This window comes from Salipiger bermudensis HTCC2601, assembly GCF_000153725.1.
GTDB lineage: Bacteria > Pseudomonadota > Alphaproteobacteria > Rhodobacterales > Rhodobacteraceae > Salipiger > Salipiger bermudensis.
The window spans coordinates 17,501-38,503 of the sequence record NZ_DS022276.1; the positions used below are offsets into that span (position 1 = coordinate 17,501).

Below are 21,003 nucleotides of genomic sequence, written 5' to 3' on the forward strand. Positions count from 1 at the left end.
GACACTTCATCATCGGGCCGAAACCCTAGAAGCGCGATATACAGACGTTTGATCCATCGAATGAACCAAGGTCGCCCACATATCTCTTCAGATATTAGCGATGTCAAACAGCGTGAGAGACAAAACCAGACCAGCGCGCCCTAACTTCCGGCGCGCCCGCCCGTCATACCTCTCGAATGTCTTGCCGCCTCGTCTGCGTCAGCTCCGCGTCTCCGCCTCGCCGCCGCCCCCGTCTGGCGCCCCGTCGTGCGCCTCAGCGCCGCCGGTGAAGGGGCTTTTACGGATAGCGCCGGGGACCCGCAAGCACTTTCTGCGAAGAAATCCGATTTTTCTCGATTTTCTTCTCTGCGCCCCTATCCCTGCCTCTGTGAGGGCGGTTTCATCGGACTTCTCCCTCCCCTTTCGGGCGCCGCGCGCACAGAACACTCCTGTAATCCAACTTTATGTGCACATGTTTGGTAGACTCACCGCCCCCCCTGCCACGCTGACTCGGTCGCAACGCCCCCTGCCCCGGTCCGACTCGTGAAAAGGGCGGGGGCCCGCCGGCCCCGCCCCTTCTTGCTGGTGCTCTTTCCTCATGGGCCGCCGTGGCTCAGCCCCGGTCGAGATCGTCACCGGCGGTGACCCCGCTCACCAGCTGGTAGGAGAGGAGGTCGTGAATCGTGGCCGGATCACGCACCAGCGGTGCGCAGCGCCCGGCCAGGTCGCGCAGCTCGGCTTCTTCCGGGCGTGCCGCCGCCAGCGCCTCGTCGAGCGACACCCGGCGCGGACGCAGCATCGCCCCCGGTGCCGCCTGCGCCACGATCGGCAGATCGGCGGGGAGCACTGTGCCGATGCGGGGGTAGCCGCCGACGGTCTGGCACTCGGCCATCAGCACGTAGGGCACCCCGTCGCCGGTCATCTGAAGATCGCCCGGGCCGATCAGGTCCGAGGCCAGCCCCTTGGCGTGATCGGTCGTGAAGCGCGCCTCGGCCGCGAGTTGCACGCCCTGCCGGTTGCCGCGCGGGCCACGGGTAAAGGCGGTGGCGTAGAAAGCCTCGAGCACGTCAGCATCGAAGAGCGCCGTGTGCGGCCCGTCGACCACCCGGATGGTGCCGCCGTCGAAGCGGCTTTCAGGGGCGAGCCCGTGGGCCGGGCGCTCGGGCGCGGGATCATCACCGCAGGGGAGCGCATCCCCGGCCGCGAGCGGGGTGCCGATGCCAATGCTCAGATGGGTGGCACGGCTGTCGAGCCAGGGCTCGGAGGTGATCCCGCCGGCGGCGGTGAGATAACCGTAGACGCCCGAGCGCGCGCCGCGGATCTGCAGAAGCTGGCCGGGCTGCAGCAGATGCGTGGCGTTCCAGCGCAGCGCCTCACCGTCGAGCGTCGCGCTCATCGGCGCACCGGTCAGGGCAATGCGGGTCGGGGCATCGACGGAGAACTGCCCTCCGGCGCCAGCCATCTCGATCGCCGCAAGCGGTGCGCGGGCGCCAAGCAGCGCGGCGGCCTCGAGCAGCGCGCGCCGGTCCATGGCGCCGCCACGGGAGAGCCCCTGCGCCAGATGGCCGGGGCGGCCCATGTCCTGCACGGTAAGGATGCCGTCGGCGCGTTTGACGGTGAGCGCGGTCATCGCAGCACCTCCAGCTGGGCGCCGCCCATGCGGTCGTTGTCCTCGGAAAGGCGCGCGATCTCATCGGCCGTGGCGCGGGCAAAGCGGATGGCGTCACCGCCCCGCAGCGGCATCGGCTCGGCGCGCTCCGGCACGAAGGTGCGGAAGGCGGCGCGGCCGACCTGTTGCCAGCCTGTGGCCGACTCGGCGCCGAAGAGCACGAACTGGCGCACCGCCACCACCAGCGCGCCCGCCGGAACCGACGGGTTGAGCTCGGACATGCGCGGGAGGTTCCAGTGCTCGGGCATCAGGCCGATATAGGGCTGGCCCGGCGCGAAGCCGATGGTGAGCACGCGCAGGTCGGCGGCGCAGATCTCATCCACCGCCTGTGTCACGGTCAGGCCCGCCGCCTTCGCGGCCTGTGCCAGTTGCGGACCCTCCTCGCCGCCAAAGGCGACGGGGACGGTCCAGCGGCGGGTGGGCGCGGGCAGATCGAGCGGGCCGGAGACGATCTCTTCTGCCATCCCGGTGAGATGCGTTTGCAGCAGGGCCCGATCCACGGAGGGCTCGAACCGTACCAGCACCGAGACCAGCGCGGCGGCAATCTCGACAACGCCTTCGGGCGTGGCCTCTTCGATGCGGGTGGCAAAGCGCCGGGCCGCGGTCATCGCCGCGGGCTCCGGGGTGAGCGCGAAGCGCACGAGGTAGCCGTCGAGACCGACGGGCAGCACCTCCGGGTCAAGGGCGCGCGTGTCGGTCATGACGCTCACGCGGTAAGCCGCTCGGCGATGGCGAAGAGCGCGGCATCCGCGCCTTTCACCCCGACCAGCATGGTCATGGAAAACGCGGGCGTGAGCCCCGGCGTCGGCATCGCGAGTGCACAGCCATCGACAAGGTTCACCAAAGACGTGTTGCGCAGCATCTCCATGTTGAGCCGGTCGAACTCGGCCTCGACCTCGGCGATGCTCGGCGGCAGGCGCATGAGTGTCGGTGCGACCAGCGCGTCCAGTCCTTCCATCGCGGCGTTGAACTGCGCCACGATGGCGGCGCGCTTGTCATAGGCCTCGGCGATCTCGGCGTCCGAGAGGGTCTCGGCGAAGCGGATGCGCGACAGCACGCGCGGATCGCCGACCTCTTCGAGCCGATCGAGATCATCGGCGTAGATCCGGTGCGCCTCGACCGAGACGATGATCTTGTTGAGACCGACGGCGGCCCCGATGGCGGACATGTCGACCGGCACCAACTCGTGGCCCATCTCCATGAGCCGCGCCTTCTCGGCCTCGAAGAGTGCCGCAACCTCCGGGGAGAGGCCGTCGGTGAAGGCACCGGCAGGGATCGCGAGGCGCAGGGTCTCGGGCACCGAGGTCGAAAGCCCCTGCCCCGCCATGACCTCGGCCAGCGCGCGGGTCAGCGGCAGGCTCGCGGCCATGGGCCCTGGCACATCATATGTGGGGGCGAGCGGATGCACGCTGGAATCGTCGATCAGCCCCTGGCTCGGCTTGAAGCCCCAGATGCCGTTGGCTGCGGCTGGGATGCGCAGCGAGCCGCCGGTGTCGGTGCCGATGGCCGCATCCGTGAGCCCCAGCCCGACGCAGACCGCCGCGCCCGAGCTCGAGCCGCCGGGCATGCCGCCCTGCACCATAGCCGAGGAGGGTGTGCCGTGGTGCGGATTGAGGCCAACGCCGGAATAGGCGAATTCCGACATCGAGCTGCGCCCGAACATCAGCGCACCGGCCTGCTTCAGCTTGGCCACCGAGGCGCAGTCGTGCGTGGCTGGTTCGCGTTCGGCCAGCAGGCGCGAGCCCGCGCCCGTGACCTCGCCCACCTCGTCATAGAGATCCTTGACGGAGACCAGCGTGCCGAAGAGCGGAAGATCCTCGCCCGCGTCCTTGCGGGCCTGCAGCGCCTGCGCCTCGGCACGGATGCGCTCGGGCGAAAACGCTGTGAAGATGGCACGGCGCTCGGCCTGAGGCAGCGCCTGCGCGCGGGCGATGGCCTCGTCGACCTTGCTCAGGAATTCCGTGCTCATGCGACCTCCGGCAGGGTGCGGGTCTCGTATTCATGGGTGATGCTGCGGCCGGTCTTGGGGTCGCGCATCTGCATCCGGAACTTCGCCGCCGGGCGCACGCCGCCCTTGGCGCCGAAGGTGCCGCAGAGCATGGCCACGGGGCCGTCCTTTGCGAGCTCGGACAGGCGGCTTCCCGCGATCAGTTCGGTCAGCGGGCGGATCGAGGCGATGGTGCCGGATTGGTACGGCACCCAGTCGCCACCCTCTTCGATCCAGCTTTCCAGCTCGATCTCTTCCAGACGCTCGGCGACCTCATCCCACTCCCAGAGCTCCAGCGCACAGGGCTTGGCGCAGACCTGCTTGGACATCGCCACCGAATGCGCCTCGAGCGCGCGGTCGGTGTGATCCGAGGCAAGGCCGAGGTAGCGCTTGCCCTCGGCCTCGACGATCAGCGGCTCGACCTCGCCCGAGGACGCCTCGCCCACCGCCTCGATCAGCGGCGCGTCGGTCAACAGCGGTGCCGACACCCTGTAGTAAAGAGGCGTGTCCGAGGGGGCGGGCACGCCCAGCTCTGCCAGCTCGGCGATGTGGTGGGCGATGGCGTCGGCGTCACGCCCGGTCCAGCCAGCGACGATCAGGTGCGTCAGGTCAAGCGTCAGCGGCGCGCCGTTGACGCGGAACGAAAGGGTCATCTTGTGAACTCCTGTCAGAGGATGGAGGGCAGCCAGAGCGCGAGGCCCGGCACCGCGATCAACAGCGCGACCATGCAAAGCATGACAAGCACGAAGGGAATGACCCCGAGGATCACCTCGTTCATCGAGCCCTTGGCGCGGGCGCTTTGCACCACGAAGAGGTTGAGGCCCACCGGCGGGGTGATCAGCGCCATCTCGATCAGCACGATCATCAGCACGCCGAACCAGACCTTGTCATAGCCCAGCCCCGCGATGATCGGCACGATGATCGGGATCGTGGCGACCATGAGCGACAGCGTCTCGATGAAGAAGCCGAGGATGAGGTAGAGCAGCACCACCAGCAGCAGCGTGCCCAGCGGCGACAAGCCGGTGTTCTCGAGCAGCTCGGTCAGCGCCCGACCCAGCCCCGCCGAGGTCATGGCGAAGTTGAGGAAATAGGCGCCGGCAATCACCAGCATGATCATCGCCGAGATCCGGATCGTGCCGTGCAGCGCCTCGGCGATCGTGGCAAGCCCCAGCCCGTTGCCGAGCGTGATGGCGATCAGCGCTGCGATCACCACGCCGATGGCGGCGGATTCGGTGGGTGTCGCCCAGCCGGCGTAGATCGAACCGATGACCACCACGAAAAGGATGATGATCGGCACCAATTGCACGAGGCTGCGCAGACGCTCGCCCCAGATAAAGCTGCGCGAGGGGCCGCCCAGGGCGGGGCGTGCCTTGCAGATCAGAGCGGTGACGACGACGAAGGCCAGCGCCATCAGGATGCCGGGCACGAGACCGGCCGAGAACAGCTGCGGGATCGAGGTCTCGGTGAGAAAGCCGTAGACGATCAGGTTGATCGAGGGCGGGATCAGGATGCCCAGCGTGCCGCCGGCGGCGATGGCGCCCGAGAACAGCTTGGGATCGTATTTCAGCTTTTCCGCTTGCGGCATGGCGACGGTGGCCACGGTGGCGGCGGTCGCGACCGACGAGCCCGACGTGGCCGAGAACATCGTCGCGGTGGCGATGTTGGCATGGATCAGCCCGCCGGGCAGCCAGCTCAGCCATTTGTCGAGCGCGGCATAGGTGCGCGCGGCAACGCCGCCGCGGACGAGGATCTCGCCCAGCAGCACGAAGAGCGGCACGGCGATCAGCGTCGAGGAGGAGGACGACGACCACACGACCTGCCCCAGCCCACGCAGCAGCGGGAAGGCGGAATAGAACTCGCCCACCCCGATGCCGAGGATGAAGAGCACGATCCCCACCGGGATCGACAGGGCCATGAGCCCGAGAAGAGAGGCGGCAACCGTCCAGATCATTGGTCAAGCTCCGAGCCGAGGCCGATGGTATTGGCCAGTTGTGCCCGCTTGCCGCGCGCGAAATAGGCGATGCCGATGAGGCTCAGCGCTGTGGCGCTCAGGGCAAACCACGCCCAGCCCGCGAACCAGATGCCCTGCGGGATCCAGAGCGGCGTCTCGAGCGGGGTGTTGGCCCGCGAGCCGCGCTCGATGGTCTTCTGCAGCACCGGCCAGCACTGGTAGGCGATCAGCAGCACCACGCCGTTGGTGACGATCATCGCGAAGATGTCCATCAGCCCCTGCCCGGTGTCATTGAGCTTCTGCCGGATCAGGTCGATGCGCACATGGGCGCGGTCGAGCAGCGCGCAGGACAGGCCCCAGCTTGCCACCGCGGCCATGACGTAGCCCGAGATCTCGTCGGAGCCGCCAAGCGAGCCCCAGCCGGTCTTGCGCCCGATCACGTCGATCAGGACGAACAGGACGGTGCCCACCAGCGCCACGCCGAGAACCAGCGCCACGAGGCGGTTGGCGCGCCGCAGCGCGCCTTCCAGTGTTTCGATGCGGCTCACGCTGGCGCCCCTTATTCCGAAACCGGAACGGTCACGCCGACGGTGGCGCCGACGGTGTCGTTCCAGCGGGTTGCCCACTCGGCACCGGCGCGCTCGGCCCATTCGGGCAGCACTTCGGTCTCGAGCGCTTCACGCGCGGTGGCCATGTCTTCCTCGGAGGCCTCGACCAGAGTCATGGAGGCCGACTCGCCCGAGCTGCATTCGCCCTGTCCGGTCAGGCACGCGATGTCGTTCTCGAGACCGCCCTGCGCCGCGGCCCAGGCCTTGTCCGCCAGACCTTCGGTCACAGCGGCCTTCAGGCTCTCCTGGTCTTCGGCCGACAGGCCGTCAAAGGCATCGCCGTTCATAGCGATGACGACCGGATCCCAGCCACCCAGCGGCAGCGTCAGCAGGTGGTCGGAGACTTCCCACCAGCCGGCGGAGTAGCCCGAGCCGGCACCGGTCACGGCGCAGTCGATCACCCCGCGCTGCAGCGAGCCCGGCACTTCCGAAAAGGCGATGTTGATGCCCTCGGCGCCCAGCGCCTCGAGCAACTTGGTGGTCATGCGCCCCGAGCCGCGCACCTTCTTGCCCTCGAGATCCGCAAGGGAGCCGATCTCGCCCTTGCAGAACACGATCTGCGGCGGGTACGGCGCGATGCCCAGCACTTCCGAGTTGAAACGGTCACGCATGATGTCGTCGACCATCGGGCGGGCCGCCTCGACCATCGCCTGCGCCTCGTCGGCGGTGGTGGCGACGAGCGGCACGTCGAGCCCCTCGAGCTCGGGCGCGTCGCCCACGGTGTAGTCGGCCACGGTCTGGCCGACATGGAAGACGCCGTCGCCCAGCATGCGGTAGACGTCTGCGCCCGCGATGCCCATCTGATCGAAGCTGGTCAGCTGCGCGGTGAAGGCGCCGCCGGTCATCTCCGAGAGTTCCTCGGTCCAGAACGGGGTGGTGAACTGCTTGTAGAGCGGCAGGCTGGACCAGCTGCCGACAACGGCAAGCTCTTCCTGTGCGAGCGCAGGACCGGCCAGCAGCGCGGCGGTCATTGCGGTCATCATGGTCTTTTTCATGGGGAGTCTCCTGTTGGTGTTGGTCTTTTTCGTCTGACCGTGAAGTGCCTCAGGCCGGGTGAACCCCGGTGAGGCGGCGTTCTGCATGGCTCGACGGGATGTCGGTGACCAGCATGTGACCCGGCGCGTGGGTGATCGCGAGGGCGGGTTTCGCGGTGGTGATCGCCGCCTGAGGCGTCACCCCGCAGGCCCAGAACACGGGGATATCGCCGGGCCGGATATCGGGCGCATCGCCGTAGTCGGGCGTGTGAATGTCCTCAATGCCGATCTGGGCCGGATCACCGATATGGACCGGCGCGCCATGCGCCAGCGGGAAACGCTCGCAGATCGAGATCGCCTCGATGGCGTCGGCGGCGGGCATTGCCCGCAGGCTGACGACCAGCGGCCCAGAGAACCGGCCGGCGGGCCGGGTCGCGAGGTTGGTGCGATACATCGGCACGTTGCGTCCGGCGTCCTGATGGCGGACCGGAATGCCCGCCCGGGTCAGCGCATCCTCGAAGCTGAACGAGCAGCCCAGCGCGAAGGACACCATGTCGTCGGTCCAGAGGTCTGCGATGTCGGTGGGCTCGCCCACCAGTTCGCCATCGCGCCACACCCGGTAGCGCGGCACGTCGTGGCGCAGGTCGATATCGCCCAGGCTCGGCAGCGACGGATCGCCCGGCTCTCCCACCGCCAGCAGCGGACAGGGGCGCGGGTTCGCCTGACAGAAGCGCAGGAATTCCTGCGCGTCCTCTCCCCGCAGCATCACGAGGTTTGCCTGCAGCGCCTCGCCGCCATGCCCGGCGGTGGGCCCGGTGAAACGGCCCTCGCGGATGCGGGCACGCAATTCCTTGGGAGACGAGATGGCACGGATTTGATCGGTCATGGCAATTCTCCAGTTCCCCAGAGCATTCCGCAGACTGACCGATTAGATCAATAGTTCGATTTCAATCACAACTGATCTTCTCAGCAGATCAGTCGCACCCGGCCTCGACCGCCGCCCGCGTCACCTCGCGACCGATTTCTTCATTTCTTTCAGGATCATGGCAGATCACGAACTCGAGCCGCGGCAGGTTCGCCTCGGGCAGCACATCGATCTCCTGCAGCATGGTCTGCGGCCAGGCCTCGACGATGTCATGCGGAATCGTCCCGATGCCGAATCCCTGCTGCACGAGGTTCACCATCGTCGCGAGCGAGGCGGAACCGTGCACGGTCGCCGGCTTGCGCCGGCCCGCGGTCATCACCTCGAGCACCTGCCGGTGCGGGATCGTCGTCTTCGGGAAGGAGACGATGGGCAGCGCCGCAAGGTCGTCGATCCCCGCGGGGCTCGGCAGGGTGAAATGCTCTGGCGAGACGAACCAGCCCATGCGCACCGGCGGCAGCGGTGTCAGCGCGATGCCGCGCGGCGCCTGGTCGCGCAGCATGATCACCACGTCGAGCGCATCGTCGCGCAGCGCCTGACCCATTTGTTCCGAGGTATCGACCGAGATTTCGAACCGCAGCATCGGGTGACGGGCGCGCAGGGTGGTCAACATGCGCGGCAGCAGCGTGTGGGTCATGGTCTCGGCCACGCCAAGGCGCACCACGCCGGCCATCACCCCCTGCGTCAGCTCCTCGAGGATGCGGTCGCGCTGCGCGATCAGCATCTCGGCCTCGTCGCAGAGCCGGCGCCCGGTGGCGCTCAGCCGCACGCCGCGCCCGGCGCGCTCGAAGATGGTGATGCCCATGCGATCCTCGAGATGGCGAATGCGGCGCGAGATCGCCGACTGCGCCAGCCCGGTGGCATCCGCCGCCGCGCGAAACCCGCCGTGGCGCACCACGGATCGGATGATCTCGATATCCTTGAAGCCGAACATGGCTGGCAGCTAAGGCCCCGCGCGCCCGGGTCTGTCAAGCGCTCCGGGCAGACAAGAGGCGAAGAAAACCATCGCATTGGCGCTCGCACAGGCGTAGAATTGGCACAGCGACCCCGAAGCTGTGGCGCGCGAGGCTCGGAGCCGCCCAAGTGGAGGAGACGAAGCCATGAAACCCCTTGCCATGATACTGGCGCTTGCCGCCCTTTTCGCCCTCGGCGCCTGCGAAGGTCACGACAGCTATCCGCTGTCCGGCGAACCCTGCGCGCCCGACGATCCAGTGCAGGAGCTCGAGGCGCGCGACTGCGTGATCTGAGGCTGACGCCCTGCCCGGCTCAGCCGAGGCGCGTTGCGAGCCAGATCACCCCGAGCAGCACCGGCTGGTGCACGAGATAGACCGACAGGCTATGCCGGCTGATCCATGTGAGCACCGCCGGCAGGTGCAGCGCGGGCAGCGCGCGGAGATCCACCGCGCGGGCCAGCGCCATGCCAAAAAGGAACGGCGCGAGCCACGGCACCAGCGGCAGGAAATCCAGCGACGGCCGAACGGTGCTGCTCAGCCCGGTCCATGCCAGCCACACACTGTCGAAGAGCGCCCGCCCGATCGTCAGGTGCAGCGCCGCGACAGCGGCGCCTGTCAGCGCCATCCCCCATGCGGGCAGGCGCAGGACCGCGAGGCCGATCAGGCTCGCGGCGGCGATGCTGTGCAGGATGCCGAAATAGACGAAGCGCTGCGGGAAGGCGGCGTAGGTCGCAAGGCTCACGAGACCCGCCGCCCCGACGATCATCAGGAAGCGTCGCCGCCACGCGCCCCAGCGCAGGCCCGCGCCATGGGCCAGCACCAGGCTCATCCCCGACAGGAACACAAAACTGCCCGCCACAAGCCGGGCGAACAGCGCCCAGCCGCCGCTCATCGTCAGGCCATGCGGCACGAGGCCGAAGATCTCGAGATCTCGGGCGAAGTGGAAGACAACCATGCCCGCCAGCGCCGCCACCCGCGCCAGATCGATCCAGCCGACCCGGCCCGCGGCGCGGCTCACGAGAACGTCCCCGGCACCTTCCTGCCCGTCACGGTCTCCCAGAACTGGTCGGCGCGGGCCTCGAAGGTGGCGCCGCCGCGGGCGTCGCTCTGATAGAGGCTGCCGGGTTTCAGCCCTGGAACGTACTCCTGCTCGACCCAGCCGCGCGGATCGTCATGCGGGAATTGGTAGCCCACGTGCCCGAGCTTGGCCGCCCCGGCATAATGCGCATCGCGCAGGTGCTTCGGCACCAGTGCCGGCGCCCCCTGCTCGACCGCCGCAAGCGCCGCGCCGATGCCCCGGCAGGCTGAGTTCGACTTGGGCGCGCGCGCCACGTGCAGCGCCGCGTGGGCAAGGATGATACGGGCCTCCGGGTAGCCGATCTTCTCGACCGCCGTGGCGGCGGCGACCGCGGTCTGCAGCGCGGTGTTGTCGGCCAGCCCGACATCCTCGGAGGCGTGGATCATGATGCGCCGCGCGATATAGCGCGGGTCCTCTCCGGCGTGGATCATCCGCGCCAACCAGTAGAGCGTCGCGTCCGGGTCCGAGCCGCGCATGGATTTCACGAAGGCAGAGACCACGTCGTAATGCTGATCCCCCGAACGGTCATGGTTGATCGCCGCCGAGGCGTAGGCCTCTTCCAGCATCGCCTCGGTGATCTCGATGCGCCCGCCCGGGTGGCCCACGGCGAGGCTCTCGAGCGTGGTCAGCGCCCGGCGCGCATCACCGCCAGACCGCCCTGCCACCAGCCGCACCTGCTCGGGCGTCATCTCGACATCCAGACCGGTGCTGTGCAGGTGATCGATGCCGCGCCGCACCACCTGCTCCATATCCTCGAGACTCATCGGCTCGAGCTTGAGAATCGTCGAGCGCGACACCAGCGCCGGCGGCAGCGCGTGATAGGGGTTGCCAGTGGTGGCGCCGACGAAATCCGCCGTGCCCTCCTCGCAGATCGACAGCAGGTCATCGGCCTGCGTGGCCGAGAAGCGGTGCACCTCGTCGACGAAGATCAGCAGCGGGCGGATGCGTGCCTCGTCGGCGATCTTGCGCAACTCCTTCACCCCGTCGCGGGTGGCGTGCAACGGGCGGAACTCCTTGCCCAGCATCGTGCCCACGGCGCGGGCGATGGTGGTCTTGCCGATGCCCGGTGGGCCGTAGAGGATCAGGCTGCCCAACGCGCCTGCCTTGATCCGGCGTCGCAGGATCGAACCCTCGGCGGTGATCGCCGGCTGGCCGATGACATCGTCGAGGGTTTCGGGCCGCAGCGCGGCGGCGAGCGGCACATGTCCCTCGCGGGGGGCGGCATCGAACAGGTCGGTCATCGAATCCTCGGTCCTTGCGGTCGGCGGGTCGGCAGCACCGGCCCAGGGCCAGACATACGCAAGGCGGGCGGCAAGGAGAAGGCTTGACGCCAACGCAGCCCTGCGACGCCAACGCCGCGCGCCACGGCGATCAGCCGAGGATTGCACCAATCTTCGCCTACCGACCAAGAATGTTTAGACATTCCGCTGACCTTGGGTAAGGTTAATCCATTGATTTGTCCATTTTGGAGGAGCAGCGCCGCCATGTCCGGAGGAGACCAGGTGACGTCGACGCGCACGCCGACCGTGCGAACCACCCTGTCGGTGCTGACTGCGGGTGCGCTTTGCCTGCCCGCCGCAGCCCCTGCCCAGACCGCCAGTCAGGTCACTCCCGAAAGCTTCCAGCCACAGCTGCAGAATCTGCAAGGCTCGGTAGTGTTCTCCGGTGCCACCGGCACGCAGGCGCCTCCCGGGGCCGAGCAGATCGGCATCACCCTCTCGGGCGTGTCGCTCGATGGCGGCCTGCCGCAGATGGCCGAGGCCAATGCCGCGCTCGAACGCCGCCTGACCGGCGGGCGCATCCCCGTGTCGGAGATCTTCGAGGCCACCGCCGATCTCGAGGCTGCCTATGCGCAGGCGGGCTATGTGCTGGCCCGCGTGGTGCTGCCGCAGCAAAGCCTGCGCGATGGCGGCGTGCTTTCGGTCGGCGTGATCAACGGCTTCGTCGAGGCGGTGGACACATCGCAGGTGCCGCCCGAGGTACGTCCGCGCATCGAGGCGCTGACCGCGCCGCTCGTCGACCGCCCCGGCGTGACCCTGACCGAGCTCGAGCGGCAGCTCCTGCTCTCGGGTGACGTGGCGGGCGTGGCGCTCGGATCGGCGCTGACCACCGGCCAGCAGCCCGGCGGCACGGTGATCGCGCTCGACCCTGAATTCCAGAAGGTCACCGGTTTCACGGGCTTCGACAATTTCGCCCCCGACGATCTGGGCGGGTTCACCCTCAACGCCGGTGTCGAGTTCAACAGCCCGCTCAAGTTCGGCGAGACGATCTATGGCCGGGTTTCGGCGACGCCGGACCAAATGTTTTCGGCCGATCCGACCTATCGCATCCTCGCCGCCGGCGTGGTGGTGCCGCTGGGCAGCTCGGGGCTCGCGCTCAACTACGAGTACACCAGCGCCGACACCACGCCCGATACTGACGACATCCCCACCCGCTCGGATTTCGACCGCCACTCGCTGCGCCTGATCTATCCGTGGATCCGCTCGCGCCAGCTCAACCTCACCACGCAGATGATGCTCGACCATGCGATCGACCGGCAGGAACTGATCGACGGCGGCATCGAGATCTACGAAGACCGGCTGACCGTGCTGCGCGCCGGGGTCAACGTGACCTACACCCACGAGGACGGCGCCTTCTCCGAGGCCGCGCTGCTGCTGTCGCAGGGACTCGACACGCTCGGGGCCCGCACCGAGAGCGACGCCAGCGGCGACACGCCGCTGTCGCGGGCCGATGCCGATGCCACCTTCACCAAGCTCAGCGGCTCGGTCACGCATCGTCGGGCGCTTGGCGAGGATGTTTCGCTCAGCCTGATCGGGCGCTTCCAGACCTCGTTCGGGGAGCCCCTGCTGACCTCCGAACAATTCAGCATCGCCGGGGCCGGAGAGCTGTCGACCTTCGATGCCGGCGGCCTGCGCGGCGACAGCGGCTGGGTCGTCCGCACCGAGCTGTCGCGTCCGACCAATGTCCAGTTCCAGAACACCCCGCTCGTCGTGAGCCCGTATATTTTCGCGGGCATCGGAGCGGTACGGATCGAGAACCCGACCGCGCTCGAAGACTCCTTCGAGCAAGCCCGCGCCTATGGTCTCGGGCTCGACCTGTTCTCGCAACCGGCATCACGATTTCGAGCAAGCTCTTTGAGACTAGAATTTGGCAAGGGAGAACGGGATCATGGCCCGGACGACACACGCTTCAGCCTGTCGGGGAACTTCCGCTTCTGAGAACAAGACCCGCCTGAAGGCGCGGCTGCTCTGCAGCACGCTGATCCTGATCGCGCCGGCAATTGCGGCCGCCGATCAGCTGCCGACCGGCGCCAGCGTGGCGGCCGGCGATGTCAGCATCGCCACGCCCGGCGCCCAGTCGATGACCATCACCCAAGGCTCGGACCGGGCGGTGGTGAACTGGAACAGCTTCTCCATCGGTGCCGGCGCCTCGGTGGACATCCGCCAGCCCTCGTCGTCGAGCGCCATCCTCAACCGCGTCACCGGCAGCGCCGACAGCCGCATCCATGGCCGTCTCACCGCCAACGGGCAGGTGCATCTGGTCAATCCCAACGGCATCTTCATCGGCAAGAGTGGCCGGGTCGAGACCGGCGGTGGCTTCGTGGCCTCGACGCTCGACGTGATGGATGGCGATTTCATGCAGGGCCGCCTGCGCTATGGCGGCAACGGTCGCTCGGCAAAGGTCACCAACAGGGGCGCGATCACCGTGGGCCGCGGCGGCTATGCGGCGCTGATCGGCGGACGGGTCGACAATGCCGGCACCGTGGTGGTGCCACTCGGCAAGATCGGCCTTGCCGCGGGCGAGCTGGTGACGCTCGACGTCTCGGGCGACGGTTTCCTGCAGGTCGCCCTGCCCTCCGAGGATGACGGCAATCCCGACGCACTGATCACCAACTCGGGCCGGGTCTCGGCGGATGGCGGGCTCATCGAGATGAAGGCCGCCACCGCGCGCAACGCCGCGCGCAACGCCATCAACCTCTCGGGCGTGGCCGAGGCGCGCTCGGTCTCGGTGCGCAACGGCGCCGTGGTGCTGGGCGGCGGCGGAGGCGGCACGGTCCGGGTGACCGGCCGTGTCACCACCCGCGCGCCGCGGATCAGCGCCGAGGCGGTCGCCAGCTCGCTGCGCCCGCAGCAGCGCCCCACCGGCGGACGCATCGACATCACCGGCGCGCAGATCGCGCTCGCCGGGGCCGAGATCGACGCCAGCGGCGATGGCGGCGGCGGGCTGATCCGCATCGGAGGCGATTTCGCCGGCGCGGGCATGCTCGCCCGTGCCGACACCGTCACCGTCGATGCCAGCACCGAGATCCGCGTCGACGCGCTCGGCCAGGGCGATGGTGGGCGCACGGTGATCTGGTCGGACCTCGCGACCGAGTTTTCGGGACGCATCAGCGCCCGTGGCGGCGCGCATGGCGGCAATGGCGGCTTCGTGGAAGTCTCGAGCGCCCGCGCGCTGTCCTATTCCGGCCTCACCGATCTGCGCGCGCCCGCGGGCGACTTCGGCACGCTTCTGCTTGATCCTGACGACATTCTCGTGCCCGGCACGATCTCGGAGGCAGATGTCGAGACCGCCCTGTCGCTCGGCAACCTCACGCTCGACACCAGCGAACTGTGCTGTGGCAGCGATCCGGGCGACATCACCATTCGCGCCGATATCGACTGGACCACCGGCACCACCTTCGAGCTTGTCGCCGACCGCAACATCGACATTCTCGGCGCCATCAACGGCAACGCCGATCCCGCCGCGGCCTTCGTGCTGAACGCCACCGGCACCGTCACGCTCGCCGCCACCAGCGCCATCGACGTGTCGAACCTCAGCATCGCCGCCGATACCGTCAACGCCAGCGGCAGCGTCATCGAGACCGGTTCGGGCGGCAGCATCGTGGTGCGCGATTTCAACATGAGCTCGGGCACGTGGCGGCAGGCGGGACCGGCGCTGTCAGCCTTCGCAGTCACCGACTTCCAGCTTGGCTCCGGCGCCAGCTTCCTGCGTGTCGCGGGGGGCAGCGGCACCGTCGCCGCGCCCTACATCCTGACCGATGCCTACGGTCTGCAAGGCATGGATTCCTTCGACCTGCTCGACAGCCATTTCGCCCTCGGCAATGACATCGACGCCACATCGACCAGCGGTTGGGGCGCCTTCGGCGAGGGCGCGCTGGGGTTCAACCCGATCGGCAATTCCGAGGTCGGCTTCTCGGCCTCGCTCGAGGGCAACGGCTTCACCATCGACGGGCTCTCCATCAACCGGTTCTCCGACGCCGGCCTGTTCTTCTCCACGGAAGCGACCGCGTCGATCTCGGATCTGGCACTGACCAATGTCGACATCACCGGCGACAACACCGGCGGGCTCATCGCCAGCAATGCAGGCACCGTCTCGGATGTCGACGTGACCGGAGACGTGACCGGCTTTGCCCAGGATTTCGGAGAAGGCACCGCCGGGGGCGATGTCGGCGGCCTCGCCGCGATCAATACCGGCACCATCACCGACTCGTCCTTCACCGGCACGGTCGATGGCATAGGCTCCGGACTGCGGATATTTGCCGGCGGGCTGGTGGGATCGAACAGCGGCGCCATCTCCGGCTCCAGCTCGGGCGGCTCGGTCTCGGCCAGCGCCGACACCGTCGGGCTTGTCGGCGGCTTTGCCGGGATCAACATCGGCACGATCTCGGACAGCAGCTCCTCGGCCAGCAACACGCTCTCTGTGACCACCGTCACCGACGAGGTCGGGTCCCAGATCGGCGGCTTCGCGGCGGCCAACGCCGGCACGATCTCCGGCTCGGAAGCGACCGGCGACGTCTCCGCCTTCGTCGGCGACTTCGACCCCGAAGAGTTCGAAACCACCGGCAGCCTGATCTCGATCACCCCCGGCGATACCGAGCTGAACGCCGGCGGCTTCGTCGGCTACAACCTGACCGGCGAGGGCCTTCCGGGCACCATCACCACGTCGCGATCCGAGAATTCCGTATACGTTCAGGGCGGTTACGGCGACACCTTCGTGGGCGACGTCGCCGTGGGCGGGTTTGCAGGGCGCAACGAGGGCAGCATCAGCGATGCCCGCGCCGACAGCGATGTAGGCGTGCTGCTGACCGAGGACCTCGCCTCCGACGTGGCCGATCTCGCTCTCACCGTTCGGGGGCTCGGCGGCGGCTTTGCCGGCGTCAATGCAGGCAGCCTGTCCGAGACCGGTGCGACGGGAACCGTCGCGGTCGAGGAGTACCACGCCGTCCAGCAGCTCTTTGCAGGCGGGCACACCGGCGGCAACGAAGCCGGGCTGATCTCGGACAGCTACGCGCAGGGGCCGGTGAGCATCACCTTCAACAACTCTGCCGGCACCGGCATCATCGGCGGCTTCGTCGGGCGCACCTTCGGGGGCAGCCTGTCGCGCGTCTACGCCTCGGGGCTCGTCACCCCGCCCCCCGTCGGGACGATCCTGTCCGGCGGTCTGATCGGAGAGAACTTCTCCTTCGATCCCGATATCGTCGCCACGCCGATCACCGCTGCCTACTGGGACACCGAGACCACCGGCCAGGGCACAAGCGACGGCGGCACCGGCCTTGCCACGGCGGCCTTCCGGGACACCGCCGGCTTCTTCGCGCTGGCTGGTGCGGCGGGCTGGGATTTCGACACCGTCTGGGCCCCCGGCGACACCGGCTTCCACCCGGCGATCTACAGCATCGACCAGGTGGTCTTCGCACGCCCCGACCCGGTCACCCTGCAATATGGCGAGACCCCGACCGCAAGCACCACCGGCAGCGTCGCCGGTGGCCCCTCGGTCTACGTCTTCCCGCCGTCGGGCGACACGCTCGACAGCGCGCCGCTCTTCGCCGACCTCGTCTTCCCGTCGGACGACGTCGGGACCGGCACCTTCACTCTCACGACCACGTCCCTCACCAGTACGCTGGGCGAGAGCTACCGCGTGGTCGATCTGCCCGGCACCTACACGATCACGCCCGCCCCGCTCACCATCACCGCGGACGACCAGGTGAAGACCTACGGCGAGGCCTTCACCTTCGCCGGCACCGAGGTCACCACCTCCGGGCTGCTGTTCAGCGACAGCGTCGAGAGCGTCGATCTCGCCAGCCTCGGCGCGGCGGACACCGCCACCGTCGACGGATCACCCTACGCCATCACTGCAAGCAACGCCTCGGGCTCGGGCCTGACGAACTACACCATCGCCTATGTCGATGGCGCGATGACGGTGGATCCGGCGGCGCTCACCATCACCGCCGACGACCAGGTCAAGACCTATGGCGAGGCCTTCACCTTCGCCGGGACCGAGGTCACCACCTCCGGGCTGCTGTTCGAGGACAGTGTCGACAGCGTCGATCTCGCCAGCCTCGGCGCGGCGGACACCGCCACCGTCGACGGATCACCCTACGCCATCACCGCAAGCAACGCGTCCGGATCCGGCCTGACGAACTACACCATCGCCTATGTCGATGGCGCGATGACGGTGGATCCGGCGGCGCTCACCATCACCGCGGACGACCAGGTGAAGACCTACGGCGAGGCCTTCACCTTCGCCGGCACCGAGGTCACCACCTCCGGGCTGCTGTTCAGCGACAGCGTCGAGAGCGTCGATCTCGCCAGCCTCGGCGCGGCGGACACCGCCACCGTCGACGGATCACCCTACGCCATCACTGCAAGCAACGCCTCGGGCTCGGGCCTGACGAACTACACCATCGCCTATGTCGATGGCGCGATGACGGTGGATCCGGCGGCGCTCACCATCACCGCGGACGACCAGGTGAAGACCTATGGCGAGAGTTTCACCTTCGCCGGGACCGAGGTCACCACCTCCGGGCTGCTGTTCAGCGACAGCGTCGACAGCGTCGATCTCGCCAGCCTCGGCGCGGCGGACACCGCCACCGTCGACGGATCGCCCTACGCCATCACCGCAAGCAACGCGTCTGGCTCGGGCCTGACGAACTACACCATCGCCTATGTCGATGGCGCGATGACGGTGGACCCGGCGGCGCTCACCATCACCGCGGACGACCAGGTCAAGACCTATGGCGAGGCCTTCACCTTCGCCGGCACCGAGGTCACCACCTCCGGGCTGCTGTTCAGCGACAGCGTCGAGAGCGTCGATCTCGCCAGCCTCGGCGCGGCGGACACCGCCACCGTCGACGGATCACCCTACGCCATCACCGCAAGCAACGCGTCCGGCTCGGGCCTGACGAACTACACCATCGCCTATGTCGACGGCGCGATGACCGTCGATCCGGCGGCGCTCACCATCACCGCCGACGACCAGGTGAAGACCTATGGCGAGAGTTTCACCTTCGCCGGGACCGAGGTCACCACCTCCGGGCTGCTGTTCAGCGACAGTGTCGACAGCGTCGATCTCGCGAGCCTCGGCGCGGCGGACACCGCCACCGTCGATGGATCGCCCTATGCGATCACCGCAAGCAACGCGTCCGGATCCGGCCTGACGAACTACACCATCGCCTATGTCGACGGCGCGATGACGGTGGACCCAGCGGCGCTCACCATCACCGCGGACGACCAGGTGAAGACCTATGGCGAGGCCTTCACCTTCGCCGGGACCGAGGTCACCACCTCCGGGCTGCTGTTCAGCGACAGCGTCGACAGCGTCGATCTCGCCAGCCTCGGCGCGGCGGACACCGCCACCGTCGACGGATCGCCCTACGCGATCACCGCAAGCAACGCGTCCGGCTCGGGCCTGACGAACTACACCATCGCCTATGTCGATGGTGCGATGACGGTGGACCCGGCGGCGCTCACCATCACCGCGGACGACCAGGTGAAGACCTATGGCGAGAGTTTCACCTTCGCCGGGACCGAGGTCACGACCTCCGGGCTGCTGTTCGAGGACAGTGTCGACAGCGTCGATCTCGCCAGCCTCGGCGCGGCGGACACCGCCACCGTCGACGGATCGCCCTACGCCATCACTGCAAGCAACGCGTCCGGCTCGGGCCTGACGAACTACACCATCGCCTATGTCGACGGCGCCATGACCGTCGATCCGGCGGAGCTCACCGTCACCGCGGACGACCAGGTGAAGACCTATGGCGAGGCCTTCACCTTCGCCGGGACCGAGGTCACCACCTCCGGGCTTCTCTTCGAGGACAGTGTCGACAGCGTCGATCTCGCCAGCCTCGGCGCGGCGGACACCGCCACCGTCGACGGATCGCCCTACGCGATCACTGCAAGCAACGCGTCCGGCTCGGGCCTGACGAACTACACCATCGCCTATGTCGACGGCGCGATGACCGTCGATCCGGCGGCGCTCACCATCACCGCGGACGACCAGGCCAAGACCTATGGCGAGGCCTTCACCTTCGCCGGCACCGAGGTCACCACCTCCGGGCTGCTGTTCAGCGACAGCGTCGACAGCGTCGATCTCGCCAGCCTCGGCGCAGCGGACACCGCCACCGTCGACGGATCGCCCTACGCCATCACCGCAAGCAACGCGTCCGGCTCGGGCCTGACGAACTACACCATCGCCTATGTCGATGGCGCGATGACGGTGGACCCGGCGGCGCTCACCATCACCGCGGACGACCAGGTCAAGACCTATGGCGAGGCCTTCACCTTCGCCGGGACCGAGGTCACCACCTCCGGGCTGCTGTTCAGCGACAGCGTCGACAGCGTCGATCTCGCCAGCCTCGGCGCGGCGGACACCGCCACCGTCGACGGATCGCCCTACGCCATCACCGCGGGCAATGCGTCCGGATCCGGGCTGACGAACTACACCATCGCCTATGTCGATGGCGCGATGACGGTGGACCCGGCGGCGCTCACCATCACCGCCGACGACCAGGTCAAGACCTATGGCGAGGCCTTCACCTTCGCCGGCACCGAGGTCACCACCTCCGGGCTGCTGTTCGAGGACAGTGTCGACAGCGTCGAGCTCGCCAGCCTCGGCGCGGCGGACACCGCCGGCGTCGACGGATCGCCCTACGCGATCACCGCAAGCAACGCGTCCGGATCCGGCCTGACGAACTACACCATCGCCTATGTCGATGGCGCGATGACCGTCGATCCGGCGGCGCTCACCGTCACCGCGGACGACCAGGTGAAGACCTATGGCGAGGCCTTCACTTTCGCCGGGACCGAGTTCACCACCTCCGGGCTGCTGTTCGAGGACAGTGTCGACAGCGCCAGCCTGTCGAGCGACGGCGCGGACGCGGAGGCCAGCGCCGAGGACGGGCCCTACCTGATCGCAATCTCCAGCCCGGAAGGCACCGGTCTGTCGAACTATGACATCACCCTTGTCGACGGCACGATGACGGTCGAGGCCGGGACCGAGGAGATCGTGCCGCTGCCCACCCTGCCAGTGGCTTTCGATCAGCCGAACCCGACCGACACGATCCAGCTCGCGCTCTCGACCGAGCCCGACGGCACCACGCTCGCGGTGCCGGGCCCCTCGACCAGCGTGGATGACGCCCGACGCACGCTCGCGGCGGTCGAACCGATCGCCACGACCCTCGAGGTCGCCGCCGATGCCTGCGCCCAGAGCAGTGCCGACGTGAGCCGCTACCTCGCCTGCCTGTCGGACGCGTTGAACGACTTTGCCAACGAGCTCGACGAGATCGCCAGCGACCTGCCGCCGGGGATGCAGGACGTGGCGCGCATCGTGCAGGACGCGCGGCGCGGCATCGACGGCGCCCGCGCCCGTGCCGAGAGCCGACTGGCCGAGGCCACCACCGAAGCCGAGCGCGAGGCCATCCGCCGCGACGCGATCAACGAGTCGCGAGCCGAAATCGACACCGCGGCGAACGAGATCCGCAAGGCCATCGCCTTTGTCCGGGCCGACGATCCCGAGCTTGCCAGCGTGCAGACCGAAACGATCACCCGCATCTCGACCGCCGTCGAAAGCGTCGGCATCGAGTTGTCGCGGGCGGTGGGGCTCTGAG

The 21,003-nt window shown here is 68.3% G+C and carries 14 protein-coding genes; 3 read left to right on the forward strand and 11 right to left on the reverse strand.

Annotated features, from left to right (window positions below; translation table 11 throughout):
- Window positions 1-592: 592 nt before the first annotated feature.
- From R2601_RS00085 to R2601_RS00125, 9 genes are all read right to left on the reverse strand, one after another.
- Window positions 593-1,609, reverse strand: a complete 1,017-nt coding sequence (locus R2601_RS00085) for a 5-oxoprolinase subunit C family protein (protein ID WP_007791699.1) — start codon at window positions 1,607-1,609, stop codon at window positions 593-595.
- A complete protein-coding gene (locus R2601_RS00090) occupies window positions 1,606-2,349 on the reverse strand; it encodes a 5-oxoprolinase subunit B family protein (RefSeq protein ID WP_040544153.1) in 744 nt (247 codons plus the stop codon). The genes R2601_RS00085 and R2601_RS00090 overlap by 4 nt, the downstream gene beginning before the upstream one ends.
- 5 nt (window positions 2,350-2,354) lie before the next feature.
- The gene (locus tag R2601_RS00095) at window positions 2,355-3,617 is read right to left on the reverse strand and encodes an amidase (RefSeq protein ID WP_007791705.1); all 1,263 of its coding nucleotides are present in this window, start codon (window positions 3,615-3,617) and stop codon (window positions 2,355-2,357) included.
- Window positions 3,614-4,288: a DUF2848 domain-containing protein gene (locus R2601_RS00100; RefSeq protein ID WP_007791707.1), complete on the reverse strand. Its 675-nt coding sequence runs from the start codon at window positions 4,286-4,288 to the stop codon at window positions 3,614-3,616. The genes R2601_RS00095 and R2601_RS00100 overlap by 4 nt, the downstream gene beginning before the upstream one ends.
- 14 nt (window positions 4,289-4,302) lie before the next feature.
- On the reverse strand, window positions 4,303-5,586 hold the full coding sequence (locus R2601_RS00105; RefSeq protein ID WP_007791710.1) for a TRAP transporter large permease: 1,284 nt from the start codon (window positions 5,584-5,586) through the stop codon (window positions 4,303-4,305).
- Window positions 5,583-6,134: a TRAP transporter small permease subunit gene (locus R2601_RS00110; RefSeq protein WP_007791713.1), complete on the reverse strand. Its 552-nt coding sequence runs from the start codon at window positions 6,132-6,134 to the stop codon at window positions 5,583-5,585. The genes R2601_RS00105 and R2601_RS00110 overlap by 4 nt, the downstream gene beginning before the upstream one ends.
- 11 nt (window positions 6,135-6,145) lie before the next feature.
- Window positions 6,146-7,189, reverse strand: coding sequence for a TRAP transporter substrate-binding protein (locus R2601_RS00115; RefSeq protein WP_007791715.1), 1,044 nt, complete (start codon window positions 7,187-7,189; stop codon window positions 6,146-6,148).
- A 49-nt stretch (window positions 7,190-7,238) separates the two neighbouring features.
- On the reverse strand, window positions 7,239-8,054 hold the full coding sequence (locus tag R2601_RS00120) for a putative hydro-lyase (protein WP_007791718.1): 816 nt from the start codon (window positions 8,052-8,054) through the stop codon (window positions 7,239-7,241).
- Between the two features lie 88 nt (window positions 8,055-8,142).
- Window positions 8,143-9,024: a LysR family transcriptional regulator gene (locus R2601_RS00125; RefSeq protein ID WP_007791720.1), complete on the reverse strand. Its 882-nt coding sequence runs from the start codon at window positions 9,022-9,024 to the stop codon at window positions 8,143-8,145.
- A gap of 166 nt (window positions 9,025-9,190) precedes the next feature.
- Here R2601_RS00125 and R2601_RS26860 point away from each other — a divergent pair, with 166 nt between their 5' ends.
- Entirely contained in the window at window positions 9,191-9,337 is a 147-nt protein-coding gene (locus R2601_RS26860) for a hypothetical protein (protein ID WP_007791722.1), read from the forward strand.
- A 19-nt stretch (window positions 9,338-9,356) separates the two neighbouring features.
- Here the strand turns inward: R2601_RS26860 and R2601_RS00130 are convergent, their stop codons facing one another.
- A complete protein-coding gene (locus R2601_RS00130) occupies window positions 9,357-10,061 on the reverse strand; it encodes a heparan-alpha-glucosaminide N-acetyltransferase (RefSeq protein WP_007791725.1) in 705 nt (234 codons plus the stop codon).
- A complete protein-coding gene (locus R2601_RS00135) occupies window positions 10,058-11,362 on the reverse strand; it encodes a replication-associated recombination protein A (protein ID WP_007791729.1) in 1,305 nt (434 codons plus the stop codon). The genes R2601_RS00130 and R2601_RS00135 overlap by 4 nt, the downstream gene beginning before the upstream one ends.
- 243 nt (window positions 11,363-11,605) lie before the next feature.
- Between R2601_RS00135 and R2601_RS00140 the strand changes: the two genes are divergently transcribed.
- Together R2601_RS00140 and R2601_RS25440 are read left to right on the forward strand one after the other, a co-directional pair.
- The gene (locus tag R2601_RS00140; RefSeq protein ID WP_007791732.1) at window positions 11,606-13,339 is read left to right on the forward strand and encodes a ShlB/FhaC/HecB family hemolysin secretion/activation protein; all 1,734 of its coding nucleotides are present in this window, start codon (window positions 11,606-11,608) and stop codon (window positions 13,337-13,339) included.
- The gene (locus tag R2601_RS25440; protein ID WP_007791736.1) at window positions 13,290-21,002 is read left to right on the forward strand and encodes an MBG domain-containing protein; all 7,713 of its coding nucleotides are present in this window, start codon (window positions 13,290-13,292) and stop codon (window positions 21,000-21,002) included. Before R2601_RS00140 ends, R2601_RS25440 begins: the two co-directional genes overlap by 50 nt.
- The last annotated feature ends 1 nt before the right edge of the window (window position 21,003 follow it).